6 protein-coding genes are annotated in these 15,129 nt (G+C 69.1%); all 6 read right to left on the bottom strand.

The window, feature by feature from the left end; translation table 11 throughout:
- Positions 1 to 17: 17 nt before the first annotated feature.
- The 6 genes from mxcH to E8A74_RS06615 all read right to left on the bottom strand — a co-directional run bounded on the left by mxcH (position 18) and on the right by E8A74_RS06615 (position 15,078).
- Complete coding sequence (gene mxcH, locus E8A74_RS06640) at positions 18 to 2,561, bottom strand: TonB-dependent siderophore myxochelin receptor MxcH (protein WP_136928077.1); 2,544 nt, start codon at positions 2,559 to 2,561, stop codon at positions 18 to 20.
- Between the two features lie 7 nt (positions 2,562 to 2,568).
- Entirely contained in the window at positions 2,569 to 3,888 is a 1,320-nt protein-coding gene (locus E8A74_RS06635; RefSeq protein ID WP_136928076.1) for an aspartate aminotransferase family protein, read from the bottom strand.
- A 34-nt stretch (positions 3,889 to 3,922) separates the two neighbouring features.
- Positions 3,923 to 8,290 (bottom strand): myxochelin non-ribosomal peptide synthetase MxcG, encoded by a 4,368-nt coding sequence (gene mxcG / locus E8A74_RS06630; protein WP_136928075.1) that lies wholly within the window; start codon positions 8,288 to 8,290, stop codon positions 3,923 to 3,925.
- A 353-nt stretch (positions 8,291 to 8,643) separates the two neighbouring features.
- The gene (locus E8A74_RS06625) at positions 8,644 to 10,887 is read right to left on the bottom strand and encodes a DUF4215 domain-containing protein (RefSeq protein ID WP_136928074.1); all 2,244 of its coding nucleotides are present in this window, start codon (positions 10,885 to 10,887) and stop codon (positions 8,644 to 8,646) included.
- Positions 10,888 to 10,985: 98 nt separating this feature from the next.
- Positions 10,986 to 13,559 carry an ATP-binding protein gene (locus E8A74_RS54595; protein ID WP_136928073.1) on the bottom strand — a complete coding sequence of 858 codons (2,574 nt, stop codon included), beginning with the start codon at positions 13,557 to 13,559 and terminating at the stop codon, positions 10,986 to 10,988.
- 166 nt (positions 13,560 to 13,725) lie between these two features.
- Positions 13,726 to 15,078, bottom strand: coding sequence for an alpha/beta fold hydrolase (locus E8A74_RS06615; RefSeq protein WP_232379410.1), 1,353 nt, complete (start codon positions 15,076 to 15,078; stop codon positions 13,726 to 13,728).
- Positions 15,079 to 15,129 lie beyond the last annotated feature (51 nt).

Genomic DNA, 15,129 nt, shown 5'->3' with positions numbered 1-15,129 from the left:
TGGGAAGCAATGGTGGGTCAGAGCTCGAGGACGAGCTTGGCGTTCGCCGCTCGCCCCGGCTGCTGGACCCCGAACGAATCGAAGACCTTTTCATCCGTCAGGTTCTGCACCTCGAGGGTCCCGCTGACGGAGCCGTCGCCGTGCTTCATCGAATACGTGAGCGCGAGCGTGTGGACGAGCTGCGAGGGAATGACGAGCTTGGAATCCACGGCCCCGATGCTCTCCCAGCCGCGGAAGTAGGCCTCGACGTAACGAGCCTGCCACGTGAGCGAGAGGGCGTCGCGCGCCCGGAGCAAATCGGACCCTTGCACGCGGGCGCTCGCGCCGGCGAACAGGTACGGGCGGTTGGGGATGCGATCTCCCTCGAACTTGCCGAATGCACCTTCGCTCGCCGTGTTGCGAAAATCCTGCCAGGTGACGTATCCGTCGAGCGCGACCCAATCCCCCGGAGACGTCCAGCCGAGCGCGCCCTCGACGCCGACCGATCGCGCCGAGAGGACGTTCTCGTGCTGAAAATAATTGCCGTTGCTGAGCAGGACGATGAGGTTCTCCGCAAAGCGCCCGAAGCCGTTCACGTTGAACCGAAAAAGGCCGGCGGCGGTCTCGGCGCGCTCCAGGGTGAGGCCGAGGTTGACATTGTGGCTCGCCTCCGGTTCGAGGTGCAGGTTCTCGATGATGAGCGCGCCATTGCCGAACACCTCGTCCGGGTTCGGCAAGCGGGTGGCATACTCGTACGATGCCTTGGCGTAAAAGGCTTCGGAGAAGCGGAACCGCAGGCTGTCACCGATCCCTCCGCGCTGGGTCGTACGGTCGAGGTCACGGAGGGTGCCGTTCGGCAGTTGCTCCTTCGTCCGGGCCATCTGTAGATAGGCCTTGGCGAACGCGATGTTCGCGAGCTTTCCAGCGAACGGACGCGCTTCGTATTCCGCGCCGGCCACGCTGCTCAGGAGCCCTCGCTGCGCGGTGAGCGGGTCGTAGTCGGTCGCGGCAATGGCGTGGTCTTTCCCCGTTCGAGCGGCATAGGTGGGCGAGAGCCCGAAGCGGAGCGAATGCCAGGGCGCGGGGTTCCAGGCCATGTTGAAGCGGGCGAAGGCGTTGTGTTGCTGGATGACCTGATCAATCGCGCGGGCCTCGATCTCGCCGCGTTGCGGGAGCTCGAAGACACAACGGCCGTTCCAGTCGTACCGGCACGTGGAGAGGTCCTGGAATGCCGTGCGCGTGTACGTGTACCCGGCCACCGCGTCGAACCGGGTCCTTCGGGAGAAGGGCTGCGCATACCGGAGGTGCGCGCCTGCGGATTGTTTGCCGTAGGTGACCGCGCCATAAGGGACGGACATGAGGGCATTATGCTGAACGTCCCTTTGATGCTCGGTGTAGAAGGCGCGCAGGAGGAGCCGCTCCACCCGCGGGCGCCCGACGAGCCCCACCTCGACGCTCCCGCCGCCGGCGCGGTAGCCGTCGTGGAACCGATGTACGCGGGCCGGCGAGAGGCGGCCTTTCTCGTCGAAGACCTCGACGTCGATCGGATAATCGTTTTGCGTGTAGTCGTAAAAGCCATTCACGCGCGCGAAAAAACCGCTGGGCTCGTGCAGATGTCGGGCGCTCAGCGTCAATCGATAGGTCTTGAAGGATCCGACCTGGTAGGATGCCGAGGCGTGCGTGCCGCGGATGTCCGCATCGGTCACGAGGTTTACCGCGCCTCCCAGGGCATCGGCGCCAAAACGCACGGGGACGACGCCGCGGTAAATCTCGATGCGCTCGACGAGGTTGACCGGGACATTCGTGATCCCGTGCGCATACCCGGCGAGGTCAAGGGGCACGCCGTCGAGGAAAAGGCGGATCTGATCGCCCGTAAGGCCATTGAGCGAGAGGCGCGCGTTCGAGCCGAGCCCGCCGGCCCGGCGCACCCCCACGCCCTCGGCGCGCGCCAGCACCTCGCCGAGGTCCGCGGTGCGTCGTTGCGCGTCTTCGGTTTCGATGACCTGGACCGCCTGCGCGGACCGGCGCAGGCGGTCGGCCTCGGAGGCGCCGCGGACCATGACGTCGATCGGAGGTTTGGCAGGACCGACCGTGACGGGCGCTGCGGGGGCCGTCGGCTCGGGTGCTGTGGGGGCCGTGGCCGGCCTGGCATCGGGGGCTGGGGCGGGCTCCGGCGGCAACCTGAATTCGTAGGCGTAGAGGACGATCGCCGCGACGGCCTTGTCTCCGCGGCGAGCCGGCGTGAAACGGAATCGCAATACCGCCGCTTGTGCGGCTTCGTCAAACCCGTTTCCGGCCGGCTCCACGACTTCGGCTTTCGTGACGTGCCCCGCTGCGTCGATGCGGAGCTTCAGCACCACGCGGCCCTCCCGCCGGGCCGCGCGCGCCTGCTCCGGATAGACCGCCTCGGCCACTTCGAGAAGCTCGGGCGGGTGCACCGTGCGCTCGGTCGTCGGGCTCGCCTGCGCAGGCGCCGAGCCACTCGGCTCCGCGTCCTGCGCGAGGGCGGGCGGACAAACCGAGAGGACGAGGGCCAGGCCCCCGGCCCATCCGGTGCACGAAAGACGACGCGCACGGGCCATCGGAGATTCAGGACCTCGCGCCGGCCGGGCTGCCCTCGAATGCGCCGCGCTTCGCCATCTCGGTGAGCGCGTCGTGCGCCGCGTCGATGGTGAAATCGATCTGCGCCTGCGTGTGCACGCCCGAGATGAAGCTCACGTCGCGGCGCAGGAGCACGCCGCGCGTCGCCATGGCGCCGACGAACTGCGCCGCAAATTTCGTGTGCGTCGGCAGATCGTCCGCGAAGAGGAAGAACGGAATCGCATCGTAGCCGACCACGCGCAGCGGTGTCCCGATCTTCTTGGACTTCTCGTTGATGCCTTCCCGAAGACGCTTGCCGAGGGAGGCGATCCGCTGGATGTAATCGGTGTCCCGGTATTCGCCGAGGACAGCCTTGCAAACCTCCAGGGAGAGCATTTCGCCGCCGAACGTCGTCGAGACCTGGAGCTCCGCGAGGCGGCTCATCACCTCCCGCGGACCGGCGATGGCGGAGAGCGGCATGCCCGCCGCGATGCCCTTCGAGAGACACACGAAATCGGCCGCGATCCCGTAATACTCCTGGGCGCCGCCGAGCGCGAGCCGGAAGCCCGTCACGACCTCGTCGAGCACGAAGAGCACGCCGTGGGCGTGGCAGGTCTCGCGCAAGGTGCGCAAGAACTCCGCCGAGACGATGCGCTTGTAGGGGAGCGAGAGCAGCACGAGCGCGATTTCGGAGCCCTTCTGGGCGATCAAGTCGAGCAGCGGTTGCTCTTCGGCCTCGGCCATGAGCGGCATGCGATAGGTGTAGTCGCGCAGCACCGCCGGCACGCCGGGCGTGTCAAACATGAAGTGATCGTGCCAGCCATTGTAGCCGATGGTGACGACCTTTTCGCGCCCCGTCACGTGGCGGGCGAGCCGGATCGCGGCGGAGGTCGCGTCCGCTCCGGTCTTGAAGAAGCGGGCCATCTCCGCGCCGGGGATCAAATCGACCAGCGCGCGCGTGGCCGTGACCTCGATCTCCGTGGGCAACGAATGCAGCACGCCGTTGCCGAGCGGTTCGCGAATGGCGCGGACGACAGCCGGGTGGTTGTGCCCGAGCGTGTTCGCCCCGAGGCCGCAGATGTAATCGATGTACTCGTTGCCGTCGACGTCGCGCACGAGCGCGCCCTCGCCGGTCTCGAGGTACACCGGGAACGAGCCGAGCGCGTACATCTCCGGCCGCTTCATGAGCGACTGGGTGACGCCGGGGATCAACCGGCGCGCATCGGCGAGCAACGCATTCGAGCGATCGAGCTTCAATTCCCCGACGATGGGGCGCGGGAGACCCAGCTCCCGACTGCCTTCGTCTACACCAAGCTTCCGTGAGGTCATGCGAGATTTCCTTTGGTTCGGGTGGAGCGTCGCTTCAGGCGCGGCCCTCTCGCCGGCTCGATGGGCGCGGCAGCTTGCCGGTCTCGACGCAATGATCCAGATAACGAAACACGAGCGAACGATCGATGGCGGGGCAATCGATTCCGCTGCCCGACAGGCCACGAATCACGTTGTCACAACGTACGCGCCCCAGGCCGAAGGCTTGCGGCTGCTCTCCGGGATCTGCCTGGAGATCAAAAAAGGCGAGCGTGGCGCTCTCGGCGGCGCCGGCGTTGCTCCCAAGGCGAGCGCGGAAGGCCGGGACGGAGCAGGTCTCGACGGCATACCCATACTCGTGAACCCAGCGGAACACGTCCTTCAACCGAACGTCGGGCGCGGGGGCCAGGTTGTACACGGCATCGCGCGACGGCACGGGGAGGGAGAGCTCGACGATGGCGCGCGCCACGTAATCGACGGGCGTCCATGTCTCGGAGACGTCGAGGTCGGGCAAAGTCGCCTTGGGGATGCCGGCGAGGATCAGGCGGAAGACGAGGTCCTGCTCGTTGACGACCCCCGTCTCGGGAGCGCCGACGACGCGGCCGAGGCGATACACGGCGACCGGCAATCCACGCTCGCCCGCTTGCTCGACGAGGCGCTCGGCGATCCATTTGCTCTGCTTGTAGCCGTCGCCGAGCTCGGGGTGCGCCGCGACGAACGTCTCGTGGACTTCGGGGTTTTTCGCGATCGACGGCGCCACGGCAAGCGTCGAGACATGGTGGACGGGCTTCGGGCGTGCTGTCGTGGCGAGGCGCAAGACCTCGCGGGTCCCGAGGACATTCACCGCGCGCATGCTGCGATAATCACGGACGAGGCTGACGATCGCGGCGTCGTGGTAGATCGCGTCGGACTCTGAGGCCAGGCGGTTCCACGTCTCCTCCCCGAGCCCGAGGCGGGGCAAGGCGAGATCCGCGGGCATGGCCACGACCCGATCCTCAAAATGCGTTGTCGGCAGGTGCTGTTTTTCCAACGCGGTGCGGAGCCGGTCCGCCGCCCGTTTCTCGTCCGCAGCGCGCACGAGACAAACCACGCGGGCCGTGGTGCGTTGCAAGAGGGCATGCAGGAGGTGCACCCCGACGAACCCCGTCGCGCCCGTCAATACGACCTGGCGGGGCGACGAAGGCATGGCCGCGGGCGCGGGAGGGACGATGTCCTCGGGGAGCACCGCATCGGCCAGCATGGCCTCCGTGAGCCCCGCGGAGGCCTTCGTGACGCTCCCGGCTTGTTCCAGGGCGCGCGAGAGCTCCGCGATCGTCGGGTGGCGAAACACCATGGCGACGGGGATCTCGCGCCCGAGCGTGACGCCGAGGCGCGTGGCGACCTGAATGGTTTGCAGGGACTGTCCGCCGCGCTCGAAGAAATCATCCTCCACGGAGAGGTCACAAACCCCGAGGATTTGCTCCCAGACGCCCATCACGATCTTTTCGAGGTCCGTCGCCGGGGCATTCGACGCGGCGGTGCGGGTGGCGCCTGCGTCGCGCAGGGCGGCACGGTCGATTTTGCCCGTGCTGGTCCGCGGCAATCGATCCGTGAAGAGGAAGGCCGAAGGGATGGAGGCGGGAGCCAATGCCGATTGCGCGTGCTGGCGGAGCGCGGCCGGGGAGGGCAGGGGAGCGTCGGCCACGAGGTGCGCGGCGAGGCGCTTGATGCCCCCGGGCAGGACGGATCCCACCACCGCGACCTCGCGCACGCCGGGGAAACGAAGCAAGACGGTCTCGATTTCGCCCGGATCGACGCGGTGCCCGCTGATTTTGAGCTCCTCGTCGACACGACCGATGAACACGAGCAGGCCGTCCTCGTTTTGCCGGACGAGGTCCCCGGTGCGGTAAGCGCGCGGCTGATTGGGCAAGTGTTCGAGGGTCGGGAAACGCGAGGCCGTGAGCTCCGGTTGCCCGAGATACCCCGTGGCCAGCCCTCCGCCCATCAGATACAGCTCCCCCACGGCGCCCCGCGCGACGAGCCTTCCCTCCGCGTCGAGGATGGCCGCGCGGACGCCGGGCAAGGGGGTGCCGATCGGGACTTCCTCGTCACGTCCGGCCGTGGTTTCGCCGCCGCACAACGTGGCGAACGTGGCCACGACGGTCGCTTCCGTGGGGCCATAGGTATTGAACAACTTGACTGTGGGACCGACGGCGCGACGAAAGCGCGCGACGTGTTCCGGGAGCGCAGCCTCCCCGCCAATGATGACGATGCGGACGCTGGGGGGAAGGGAAGCCGCGCCGGTCGAGAGGCTGCAGGCGACCTCGTGCCAGAAGGCCGTGGGCAGGTCGAGCACGGTGATGGCGTGCTCGGCGCAAGCGTCGAGCAGCCGGAGGACCGATTGCAACATCGCCTCCGTGCGCAAGACCAGCGTGGCGCCCAGGCACAGGCTCCCGAAGATTTCCTCGACGCTCGCGTCGAATTGCAGCGGCGCGAACTGGAGCACCCGATCGTCGCGGCGGAAGCCATACCCGTGCGTCGCGCCGGCCACGAAATGCGAGAGGGCCGCACGGCTGATCACGACACCCTTCGGCCGGCCCGTCGAGCCGGAAGTGTAAATCACGTACGCCGGATGCTCGGCTCCTCCACGAATCGGCGCCTCGGGCAGGTTGGAGGGGACGTCCTCATCCGCCCGCACGATCGGGGCCGTCGTGGTCTGCTTCGCTTGCTCGGCGTATTCAGAATTCGTGACCAGCGCCACGGGGCCGGCGTCTGCGAGGATCGCCGCCGTTCTGCTGTTCGGCCCCTTGGGATCGAGGGGCAGGTATCCCGCGCCGGAGAACAACGTGGCGAGAATGGCGGTGATGGCCTCCACGCTGCGGGGAAGCATCAAGGCGACGAGCGTGCCCGGGCCGGCGCCGAGCGCCACGAGGCGGGCCGCGAGCCGCTGGGCTGCGAGAACGAGCTCGCCATACGTCATTCGTCGCCCCTCGTGCTCCAGGGCGACGGCGTCGGGTTTGGCGCGCGCGTGCTCGAGGATTTGTTCGACGATGTCACGCGGCGGGGCGTTCAGCGGTCCGCCGTCGAGGATCTCGCCGGGTCGCGATTCTGCCGTGGATGTCGAAGGCGCCGCGGCTCCGGGGATCGTGAATTCAGCGAGCGGCTGGGCGGGAGCAGACAGGGCCGCTTCGAGGAAATCCAGGAATCGCTGTTGATGCGTCGCGAGCTCTTCGGCGCTGTAACAATCCGGGTTGGCGTCGAAATCGACGCGAGGCCCGCGCCCGTCCGACCGCGCGTACACGTTCATCGCGATGTCTTCGACCGGCCCGGCGGAGATGTTGTGCGCGATGGCGCGGTGGCCGGCGAAGCGCAGGTCGTAATCGAACGGCATGATGTTCACGACCGGGCCGAACAGACGCCGATCCCCGCCGAGCAGCTTGAGATCGCGGCGAAGCTGCTCGTACCGGTAGCGCAGATGGGGCCGGATCGCGCGCATCTCGTCGGCGACCGTCTTGACGAGCGCGGACAGGCTCGTTCCTTTCGCGACAGGGACGCGCAGCGGCACGATGTTCATCACCATGCTCGGAATTCGCAGGGAGACGGAGCCCAGGCGGCCCATGACCGGGAGGCCGAGGACGATCTCCGGCGCGCCGGTCATGGCATTCGTATAGGCTGCTATTGCGGCGACGATCACGTCGGGCCAGCTCGCGCCGGCGCTGCGCGCCACCACCTGCATTCGCTCCATCGTGGCGGGGGAGAGCGATGTGGTTTTTCGCAAGGCGCTGCGCGACGCCATGGCGGAACGAACGCCGAGGCTGACCGGCACGGGGCGATCGGCAAAACGTTGCGTCCAGAAGGCGCGGTCGCGCTCATAGGCAGGGGAGGCGCGGTAGGCGAGGTCTTCCTCGACGACGCGCAGGAGCGAGCCAAACGGCGCGCCGGTGTTGGTGCGGCCTTCGATGCGGGCCGTATAAAGCTCCGCCACGCGCCGCGCGATGAGCGAAAATCCAAAACCGTCGAGCGCGATGTGGTGGGCCCGCTGGTACCAGTACGTTCGGTCGGCGCCGGCCGTGAAAAGGGCCTCCGTGAAGAGCGGCCCGCGGCGCAGATCGACGGTCGTTCCGAGGTCCGCCCGCATCCATGCGTCCACGAGAATCCACGGATCGGCTTCGCAGGCGACGTCGATCCGGTGCAGGGGCCAATCGAGGGAAGGCGCGAGGTGCTGCCGGGGTCCGTCTTCGGCCACGAAAAGGCGCATGTGCAGCGCCTCGGCCTCCGTGACCGCCTGCCGCAGCGAGGCCTCGAAGACGGCCGGATCCACGGCTCCGCCAATCTCGATGCATTCGCCCGCGTTGTAGATCGGGAGCGTCGGGTCGAGCTCCTGGCCCAACCAGATGCCGTGCTGCGCGGCCGAGAGAGGCCAGCGCGCATTCGAGGGCTCAGGCATTGCGCGCCCCTCCCGCGAGCCGCCCCGTGACGATGGGCCCGCAAAGGAGTCGGAGATGACCCGCTCGTTCGATCATGTTGGCTTGAACACTTCCTTGACGCGAACTGCTCCAACATTTGTTGAAAATGAAGTTCAAAGTCAAGTCCGTTTTCATGGCTTCCGTGGGAGGTGGGACACGACGCAGCGAAATGTGATTCGCGTAACGTCGTGTTGTGCCGGAGGGAGGAAAGGAGGGTGCGCTGGGCCACGTGTGCCCAGCGCGGGGGATGCAGGGGAGGGCGGGCCGGCGGCGGGAGGACGCCAGGCGGAGATGTGGCGCGTGGGGGGAGCGACGAGGGGGTCGTCGCGGCGCGTTACTGGAAGGTCGCCTGGAGGCTGAACGGACCGCCCTTGCTGGGCAGGATCGTGTCGACGACGACGGTTACCTCGTGCCCCGCGACGAGAGGCACCGCGACATCCTCGACGCTGTTCGGGGGCCAGCCCCAGTTCGAGCACCCGAGGAGCGTGCCCTCGGTCGCCGCCGCGCAGCCGTCGATCACGTAGAGGGCGTAGTTCGCGTTCGTCTCGTCGAGGTGCAGCGTCAGCGTCCCGTCCTTCGGCGCGACGTAGCGGTACATGACCTCGCCGCTGGTGTTGTAGGTGCAGTAGCCGTCGGTGTTGTTGAGGTTCGGCGCGCTCGTCGTGTCGCCGACGTTGGGCGATGCGGTGGAGAGCATCGCGAGGCCGCCGCAGGTCGTGGGCCAGTCAGGGCTGAGGCAATCGGCCGAGCAGAAGCCTTCGCCCTGCACCGTGTTGCCGTCGTCGCAAACCTCGGGCCCGACCGCGACGCCGTCGCCGCAGACCGCCGGCGTGAACGCCGCCCGCAGCGTGAAGGGCCCTTCGTCCTTCATCGTGTTGCCACGCACGACGATCATCACGGGGCCGCTCGGCGTGGTCGCGAAGTCGAAGTCGAGCTCCTCGGGGGTGTTCGCGGTGCTCTTGCAAGCGAGCTCGCTGCCGCTCGGATCGGCGCAGTCGCCGAGCACGAGCAGGTCGAGGTCCTCCGCCGACGTGAGGCGGAGCGAGAGCCGGCCCGGTCCCGGCACGTCGAAGGTGAACGTCTTCGAGGGCACGACGATGTAGAGCTCGCAGCTCCCGCCGTAGCCGGTGGGCGCGCCTGCCGTCGTGCTCTGGATGTCGACGTCGAGCGGGAGCGGCTCGGCGAGCTTGCAGAGGACGTCGAACTCGGCCGTGTCGCAGTCGCCCGAGCAGCCATCTCCCGACGCGGTGTTGCCGTCGTCGCAGATCTCGTTGAGCGGGTCGAGCACGCCGTCGCCGCAGACGGGGATCGGCCAGCAGAGGCCGACGTTCGGGTTCGAGAAGAGGCCCGCGCAGTACTCGCCCGCGGGGCACTCGTTGATGTCCGTGCGGCAGATGCGCTCGCAATGCTCGATCGGCTCTTCGGGGTAGAGGCTCAGGCAGATGCCGCGGAACGCCTCACCATCGGAGGCGCAGCCGCGATACGGCACCCAGCTCGGCTCGCACGCGCCGTCGATGGGGGCCGGATCGCCGCTCTCGGGCGCGAGGCAGACGTTCGACATGCCGCAGACGCGGCCTTCGGGGCAGCCGGGGTCGGCCGTGAGGTACGAGCAGGTCTTCTCGCACGCGGCGGGCACGCCCGCGCACAGGCTGCCGGCCTCGCAGCCCGTCGAGATGTCGGGCTCGCTGCACGCCTCGCCGGGCGCGCCGTCGCCCGTCGGCCGGCAGACGCCGTAGTACTGCACCGGGTCGATCGCGATGCACTCTTCGCCGGTGGGGCAGGCGCCCGAGGCGAAGGGCGTGCACGCCTTGTAGCAAGCCCCGATCGAGTTCTCGGCGGGCACCTGCGCCATGCACTGCTCGCCCTCGGGGCACATGACGTCGAAGGTGAAGAGGCACTCGTAAGGCGCGCACGTGTTCGTCTTGGGCGAGCAGACCTGGCGCGTGGTGTTGCCGCAGTCCTCGGCCTTCTCGCACGGGATGCCGTCAACGGGTGTCGTGTCGAACGACCAGGAGGGGATCACGAAGCAGCCGCCGCCCGGCACGGCTTCCCACGTCCCGTCGTCCTTGCGCGTGACCTCGGAGAGCGTGACGTCGGTGATGTTGCCGGCCGCGATGCTCCGATCGTCGGGGTCGAGCTTCGTGAGCTCGATCTTGCCGCTCGTCTGGAAGTACGTGCGCGTAGGAATCTCGCTGGAGTCCGGCGTGATCACCGTGACGCAGTGCTGGCAGCTCCCGAAGCGGTCGTTCGGCGCCGCCGCGAGATCGAAGCTTCCCGGCACGAGCGGAGGGAGCCCCGGGGTGATCCAATCGTCGTAGAGCTCGAGGACGGCGAGCGTCTGGTACGCGTCGTCGGCCCTGGGCGAGACGTTCGCCTGCACGGAGAAGGCGGCGTCGGTGAAGCGGTAGATCTGCGTGCGCGAGACGTCGAGCGTGATGCAGCCGCCGCCTCCGCCCTCTCCGCCGGCGCCGCCGGTGCCGCCGGAACCGGTGCCCGGTGCGGGCGGCACGTCGTCGGCGCACCCCGCGAGGAGCGCCATCGAACAGCCGAACGTGGCGAAAATAAGCTTGCGAATCATGGTGATGACCTCGTCGTTAAGCCTGCGCGTGAAGGATGGCGCCGGCGCTCGCGGGGCCGCGTTGAAAGTTTGTTGAAAGGCGGGTGCTCCCGCCGGAATCAGCTCAAGACGACCGGGCACTCGGGGGAGAGGAGGTACCCTCCGGCCTTCTGCTGGATGACGCCCTGCAGGCCCAGGCGGCGCAACGTCGCCACGGCGGCGTAGACGCGCTCGGCGGCCGCAGAGGCGAGGATGCGCTCGCCAGGCCATCCCGCCTCGACGAGCGCCGCGACCGAGGCGGCCTCGCCCGGGCGCTCCTCCCGCTGCCGCGCGAGGGCGCGCAGCACGCCGCGGATCGCCTTGCGCCGTTCGAGCGGGATCGATGCGTCGCTCCCGGGGGCGCGGAACCAGCTCCCGTCACGCGCGAGGAGGAGCGGAGACGTGGTGTGAGGCGCGGGGACCGGGCTCCGCAGGCGCAGGGCGAGGCGCACCTCCGAGCACGTCGCGAACGCGGCCGGCGGATCCGCGCCGAGCAGCACGCGCACCGCCGCGAGGAACATCGGCTTGGGGTAGGCGGAGAGCGACGTTTCGGCGCGCCGGTAGAGCGTCGCCGCGTCGCCGGTCGCGCCCCGCCGCGCGGCGACGACGCCTTGGGCCGCGAGCACGACGCCCTCGTATTCGCCGCAGTTCTCGCGCGCGATGGGCAACGCGGCGCGCAGGTGCTTCGCGGCAGCGGAGAGCTCGCCCGCCTCGATGAGCGCGGTCGCGAACTGGTACAAGGCGACGGCCTGGGCGCGCCGCACGCCCGCGGCGTCGAGGCGGGCCACGGCGTCGGAGTACAACGTGAGCGCGCCGGTGAGATCGCCCCGCTCTTGCTTGCAGCGCGCGAGGTACGAGAGCGTGATCCCCTCCCAGTGCGGCGAGCCGATGCGCGTGAGGGCTTCGAGCGCGTCGCCGAGGAGGCGCTCCGCTTCGTCGAAGTCGCCCGCAGCGAGCAGGATCACCCCGAGCGCGAGGCGCGACGTCGCGGAGGTGTTCTCGTCGCCGGCGCGATCGGACTCCGTGATGCACTGGCGAAAGAGCGGGATGGCGCGGTCATATTCGTCGGTCCCGCCGAAGCTGTTCGCGAGCATCGCGAGCAGCCGCGGGCGGAGCTTCGGCTCGGCACACGCTTCGAGCGCGCGCTCGAAGAAGGCGCGCGCGCGTCCCCAGTCCCCGAGGCCCGCCAGCGTGTTGCCGAGCCCCGCGAACGACTCGGCGAGCAGCGCGCGGTCGCCGGTCGACTCGCCGATCGCGCGCGCCCGATCCAGATCGGCCGTCGACTCCGGCATCCGGCCGAGGAAGCGGCGCACCGTCCCGCGCGAAAGGAGCGCGCGACCCACGAGGAGAGGCGGCGCACCTTCGGCGGCGTCGTCGCCCAGCGCGCCGCCGAGCAGCTCCTCGACCGTGATGTATGGCAGCCCGGACGCGGGCGCGGCGAGCACGAGCGCTGCGCGGAGCGCGAGATCGGCCCCCAGGAGCCCTCGCCGATGGACGATCGTGGCCAGGTTCTCGCGCTCGTGTTCGAGGGCGCGGCGCGCGCCGGCGTCGGCCGAACCGACGAGCCGCTCGCCGAGGCCCACGTAGTAGCGAGCATGCCGCGCGGCCGCGCGCACTGCGCCACCTTCCCGGCGCGAAAGCTCGCTCTCGGCGAACTCGCGGATGCAGATCAGGAGGTCGTAACGGCGCTCGTTCGGATCCTGGTCGACCGTCAGCATCGACTGGTCGAGCAGCGATTCGAGCAGGTCGAGCGGCCACGACTCGCCTTCCTCGCCGAGCACGGCGTCGGCGGCGTCGAGCGAAAAACCGCCGCGGAACACGGAGCTCGCGAGGAACGCGTCCTGCTCTGGCGGGGCGAGCATCACGAACGACATCTCGATGCTCTCGCGGAGGTTCGCCCGGGTGAGCGTCCCGTCGGGCCGCCGGAGCATGCGGAAGCGCTGCGAGAGGCGCGCGAGCACCTGCTTCGGCGCGAGCATGCGGAAGCGCGACGCCGCGAGCTCGAGCGCGAGGGGCAGGCCATCGAGCTCACGGGCGAGCTCTTCGAGCGTCGCGCGATCCTCCTGCGGATCAAACGCGTCGCCTGCGAAGGCCGCAGCGCGCGTCACGAGCAGCTCCGCCGCTTCGGACCAGGGCTCGCCTGGGCGCCGCTCGGTCGAGAGCGGCGCGAGGCTGATCGTCGTCGCGGACGCACCGGCGAGGCGCCGCCTCGACGTCACGAGCACGCGCGCCCCCGGGCGTTCGAACCACGCTGCGAGCGCCGCGTCGGCCGACGCGGGGAGCTGTTCGAAGTTGTCGAGCACGAGCAGCAGGGCGTCGTCCGCCGAAACCTGCTCGCGCACCCGCCGGGCGAGCTCCTCCGGGGAGATGTCGAGCGGCACCGGCACGCCGAGGCAACGCGCCACCTGGAACAGGAACGCGCTCAGCGAGGCGGCTTCCGTCAGGTCGCAGAACCGAAGCGCGGAGAGGGGCGGCGTGCGCCGCGCGAACTCCGTGGCGAGCCGTGTCTTGCCGACGCCCGGCGGCCCGACGAGCTCGACGAGGCGACCCCGCGCGAACGCTTCCGCGATTTTCTGAAGCGCGTGCTCGCGTCCGACGAAACGGCTGGGGCCTCCGTCCCGAGGTGATTGCGTCTTGCCGGGCCGCGGCGGCATCCGAATCCGAGCCTAGCGCGAACGGCCGTGGACGTCCCTGGCCGAAGCCATCCCGAGCTGGCGAACGCGAGCGTCTGCAAGGGCGGGGTCTTCGGCGGCGAGCCGCGGGGCCCGGCGTCGATCAAGCTTGCGGGGGCTCGAGCGGCGACGGCGCATCTCGCGTTCCTCAATGCGCGAGCAGCCACTGCGAAAGCGGCTCCCATGCGAGCGCAGGCGCGTCGTCCGCGTAGAGCAGGTCGCCGTGACCGAAGTCCTCGGGCTCGTCTTCGGCCGGGAGCCGACGCACGACATGCGTGGTCACGTCGGTGGAGCCGACGACCGTGGTGGAGTAGAGGCCGTGATCACCGAAGCCGCCCGCGGCGCCGAGGTAGAAGAGCGGGACCGTGACCTCGGCGAGGTGGTCGCCGAGCGGCAGGGGCGCCTCGCCGCACCAGAGGGCGTCCCGGTCGGCGCTCTCGACGAGCGCTTGGTGGGGCGGCGAATGCGCGAGCCAATCCGTGATCAGCCCTTCGGACGTATACCGTAGCCCGGTCGGCGCGCCGTCCGTGAAGGTGCCGGCGATGAGGTGGTATTTCGGCTTGGGCTCGTAAATCTGGTAGGTCTGCGTCACGAAACCCAGCATGACTTCACGGTTCGTATAGCCGTCGTAAAACGGCGACGGGTCCGCGGGGGCGGAGGCGGCGAGCTCGCCGACGGGCTGGAAGAACGCGCTGTTGTCGCTGTCCACCTCGCCTTGCGCGACCAGATCGCGCTCCTGGGCCGCATTGTCGCAGGCCACTTGCTTGCTGGCCGTGTCCTCGGGGGCCACCTTTGCATAGATGTCGATGGGGACGATGCCCTTGACGTGCCGTTGCTCCGGCTGCTTTTGCGTCTCCTCGGCGGCATGGAGGTACGTGATCTGCGCGCCGCTGCTGAATCCGCCCAGGAACATGCGTTCCTGCCCCGCGCCGGTCAGGTCGCGGAGCGTTCGTGCGAAGAGCAGCGCGCGCCCCGTGTCGGAGACTGCCTGCACCACGCCCATGTCCGCGAAATCCGAGAAATCGGCGCCTTCTTTGGGCGCCGTGGTCCACCGTCGATCGAGGCCCCACACGTCGATCCCGCGCTGGGCCAGATACACGGCCAGACCGTGATCGGGCTGGGCAGCGGCGCTCGTCAGCGAGGGCGCGAAGTTCGTGGGGAACGTCGCGAAATCGCCGTGCAGCAGCAGGATCGCGCGGGCCGCGGGGCGCGCCCGAAAGGGTGCGTCCTCGCGCACGATCCGGTGCACGCGGACGCGCGCATTGGCTGTGTCCCCCACCTTCACGAGAAAGCTGTAATGATACACATCGACGACGACCTGCTCGCGCACCACTTCGGCCACCTGGGCTGTGATCGCCGATGCCGCCGTCTCCGCGGCGGCTAGCAGCGCCTCTTCGTCGTTCTGTTCCGGCACCGGCACTGGCACAGGCTCCGTCGTCGTGCACCCCCCGGTGGCGACAGCCAACAAGCCCAGCACGACGAAAGCATGATTCCTCTTCATTATCCGTCTCCTTGCTCGACGTGCCAGGCACACTGCATGCCAAGAGATCTC

The sequence above is a fragment of the Polyangium fumosum genome, from assembly GCF_005144585.1.
GTDB lineage: Bacteria > Myxococcota_A > Polyangia > Polyangiales > Polyangiaceae > Polyangium > Polyangium fumosum.
Note: the sequence above shows the minus strand (reverse complement) of the source record. Positions and strands in the feature narration are given on the sequence as shown.

Bases quoted from the DNA above. Each gene is read 5' to 3' on its own strand.
- E8A74_RS06615 (WP_232379410.1), bottom strand. From the start codon at position 15,078: ATGAAGAGGAATCATGCTTTCGTCGTGCTGGGCTTGTTGGCTGTCGCC.
- E8A74_RS06635 (WP_136928076.1), bottom strand. From the start codon at position 3,888: ATGACCTCACGGAAGCTTGGTGTAGACGAAGGCAGTCGGGAGCTGGGT.
- mxcH (WP_136928077.1), bottom strand. From the start codon at position 2,561: ATGGCCCGTGCGCGTCGTCTTTCGTGCACCGGATGGGCCGGGGGCCTG.
- E8A74_RS54595 (WP_136928073.1), bottom strand. From the start codon at position 13,559: ATGCCGCCGCGGCCCGGCAAGACGCAATCACCTCGGGACGGAGGCCCC.
- mxcG (WP_136928075.1), bottom strand. From the start codon at position 8,290: ATGCCTGAGCCCTCGAATGCGCGCTGGCCTCTCTCGGCCGCGCAGCAC.
- E8A74_RS06625 (WP_136928074.1), bottom strand. From the start codon at position 10,887: ATGATTCGCAAGCTTATTTTCGCCACGTTCGGCTGTTCGATGGCGCTC.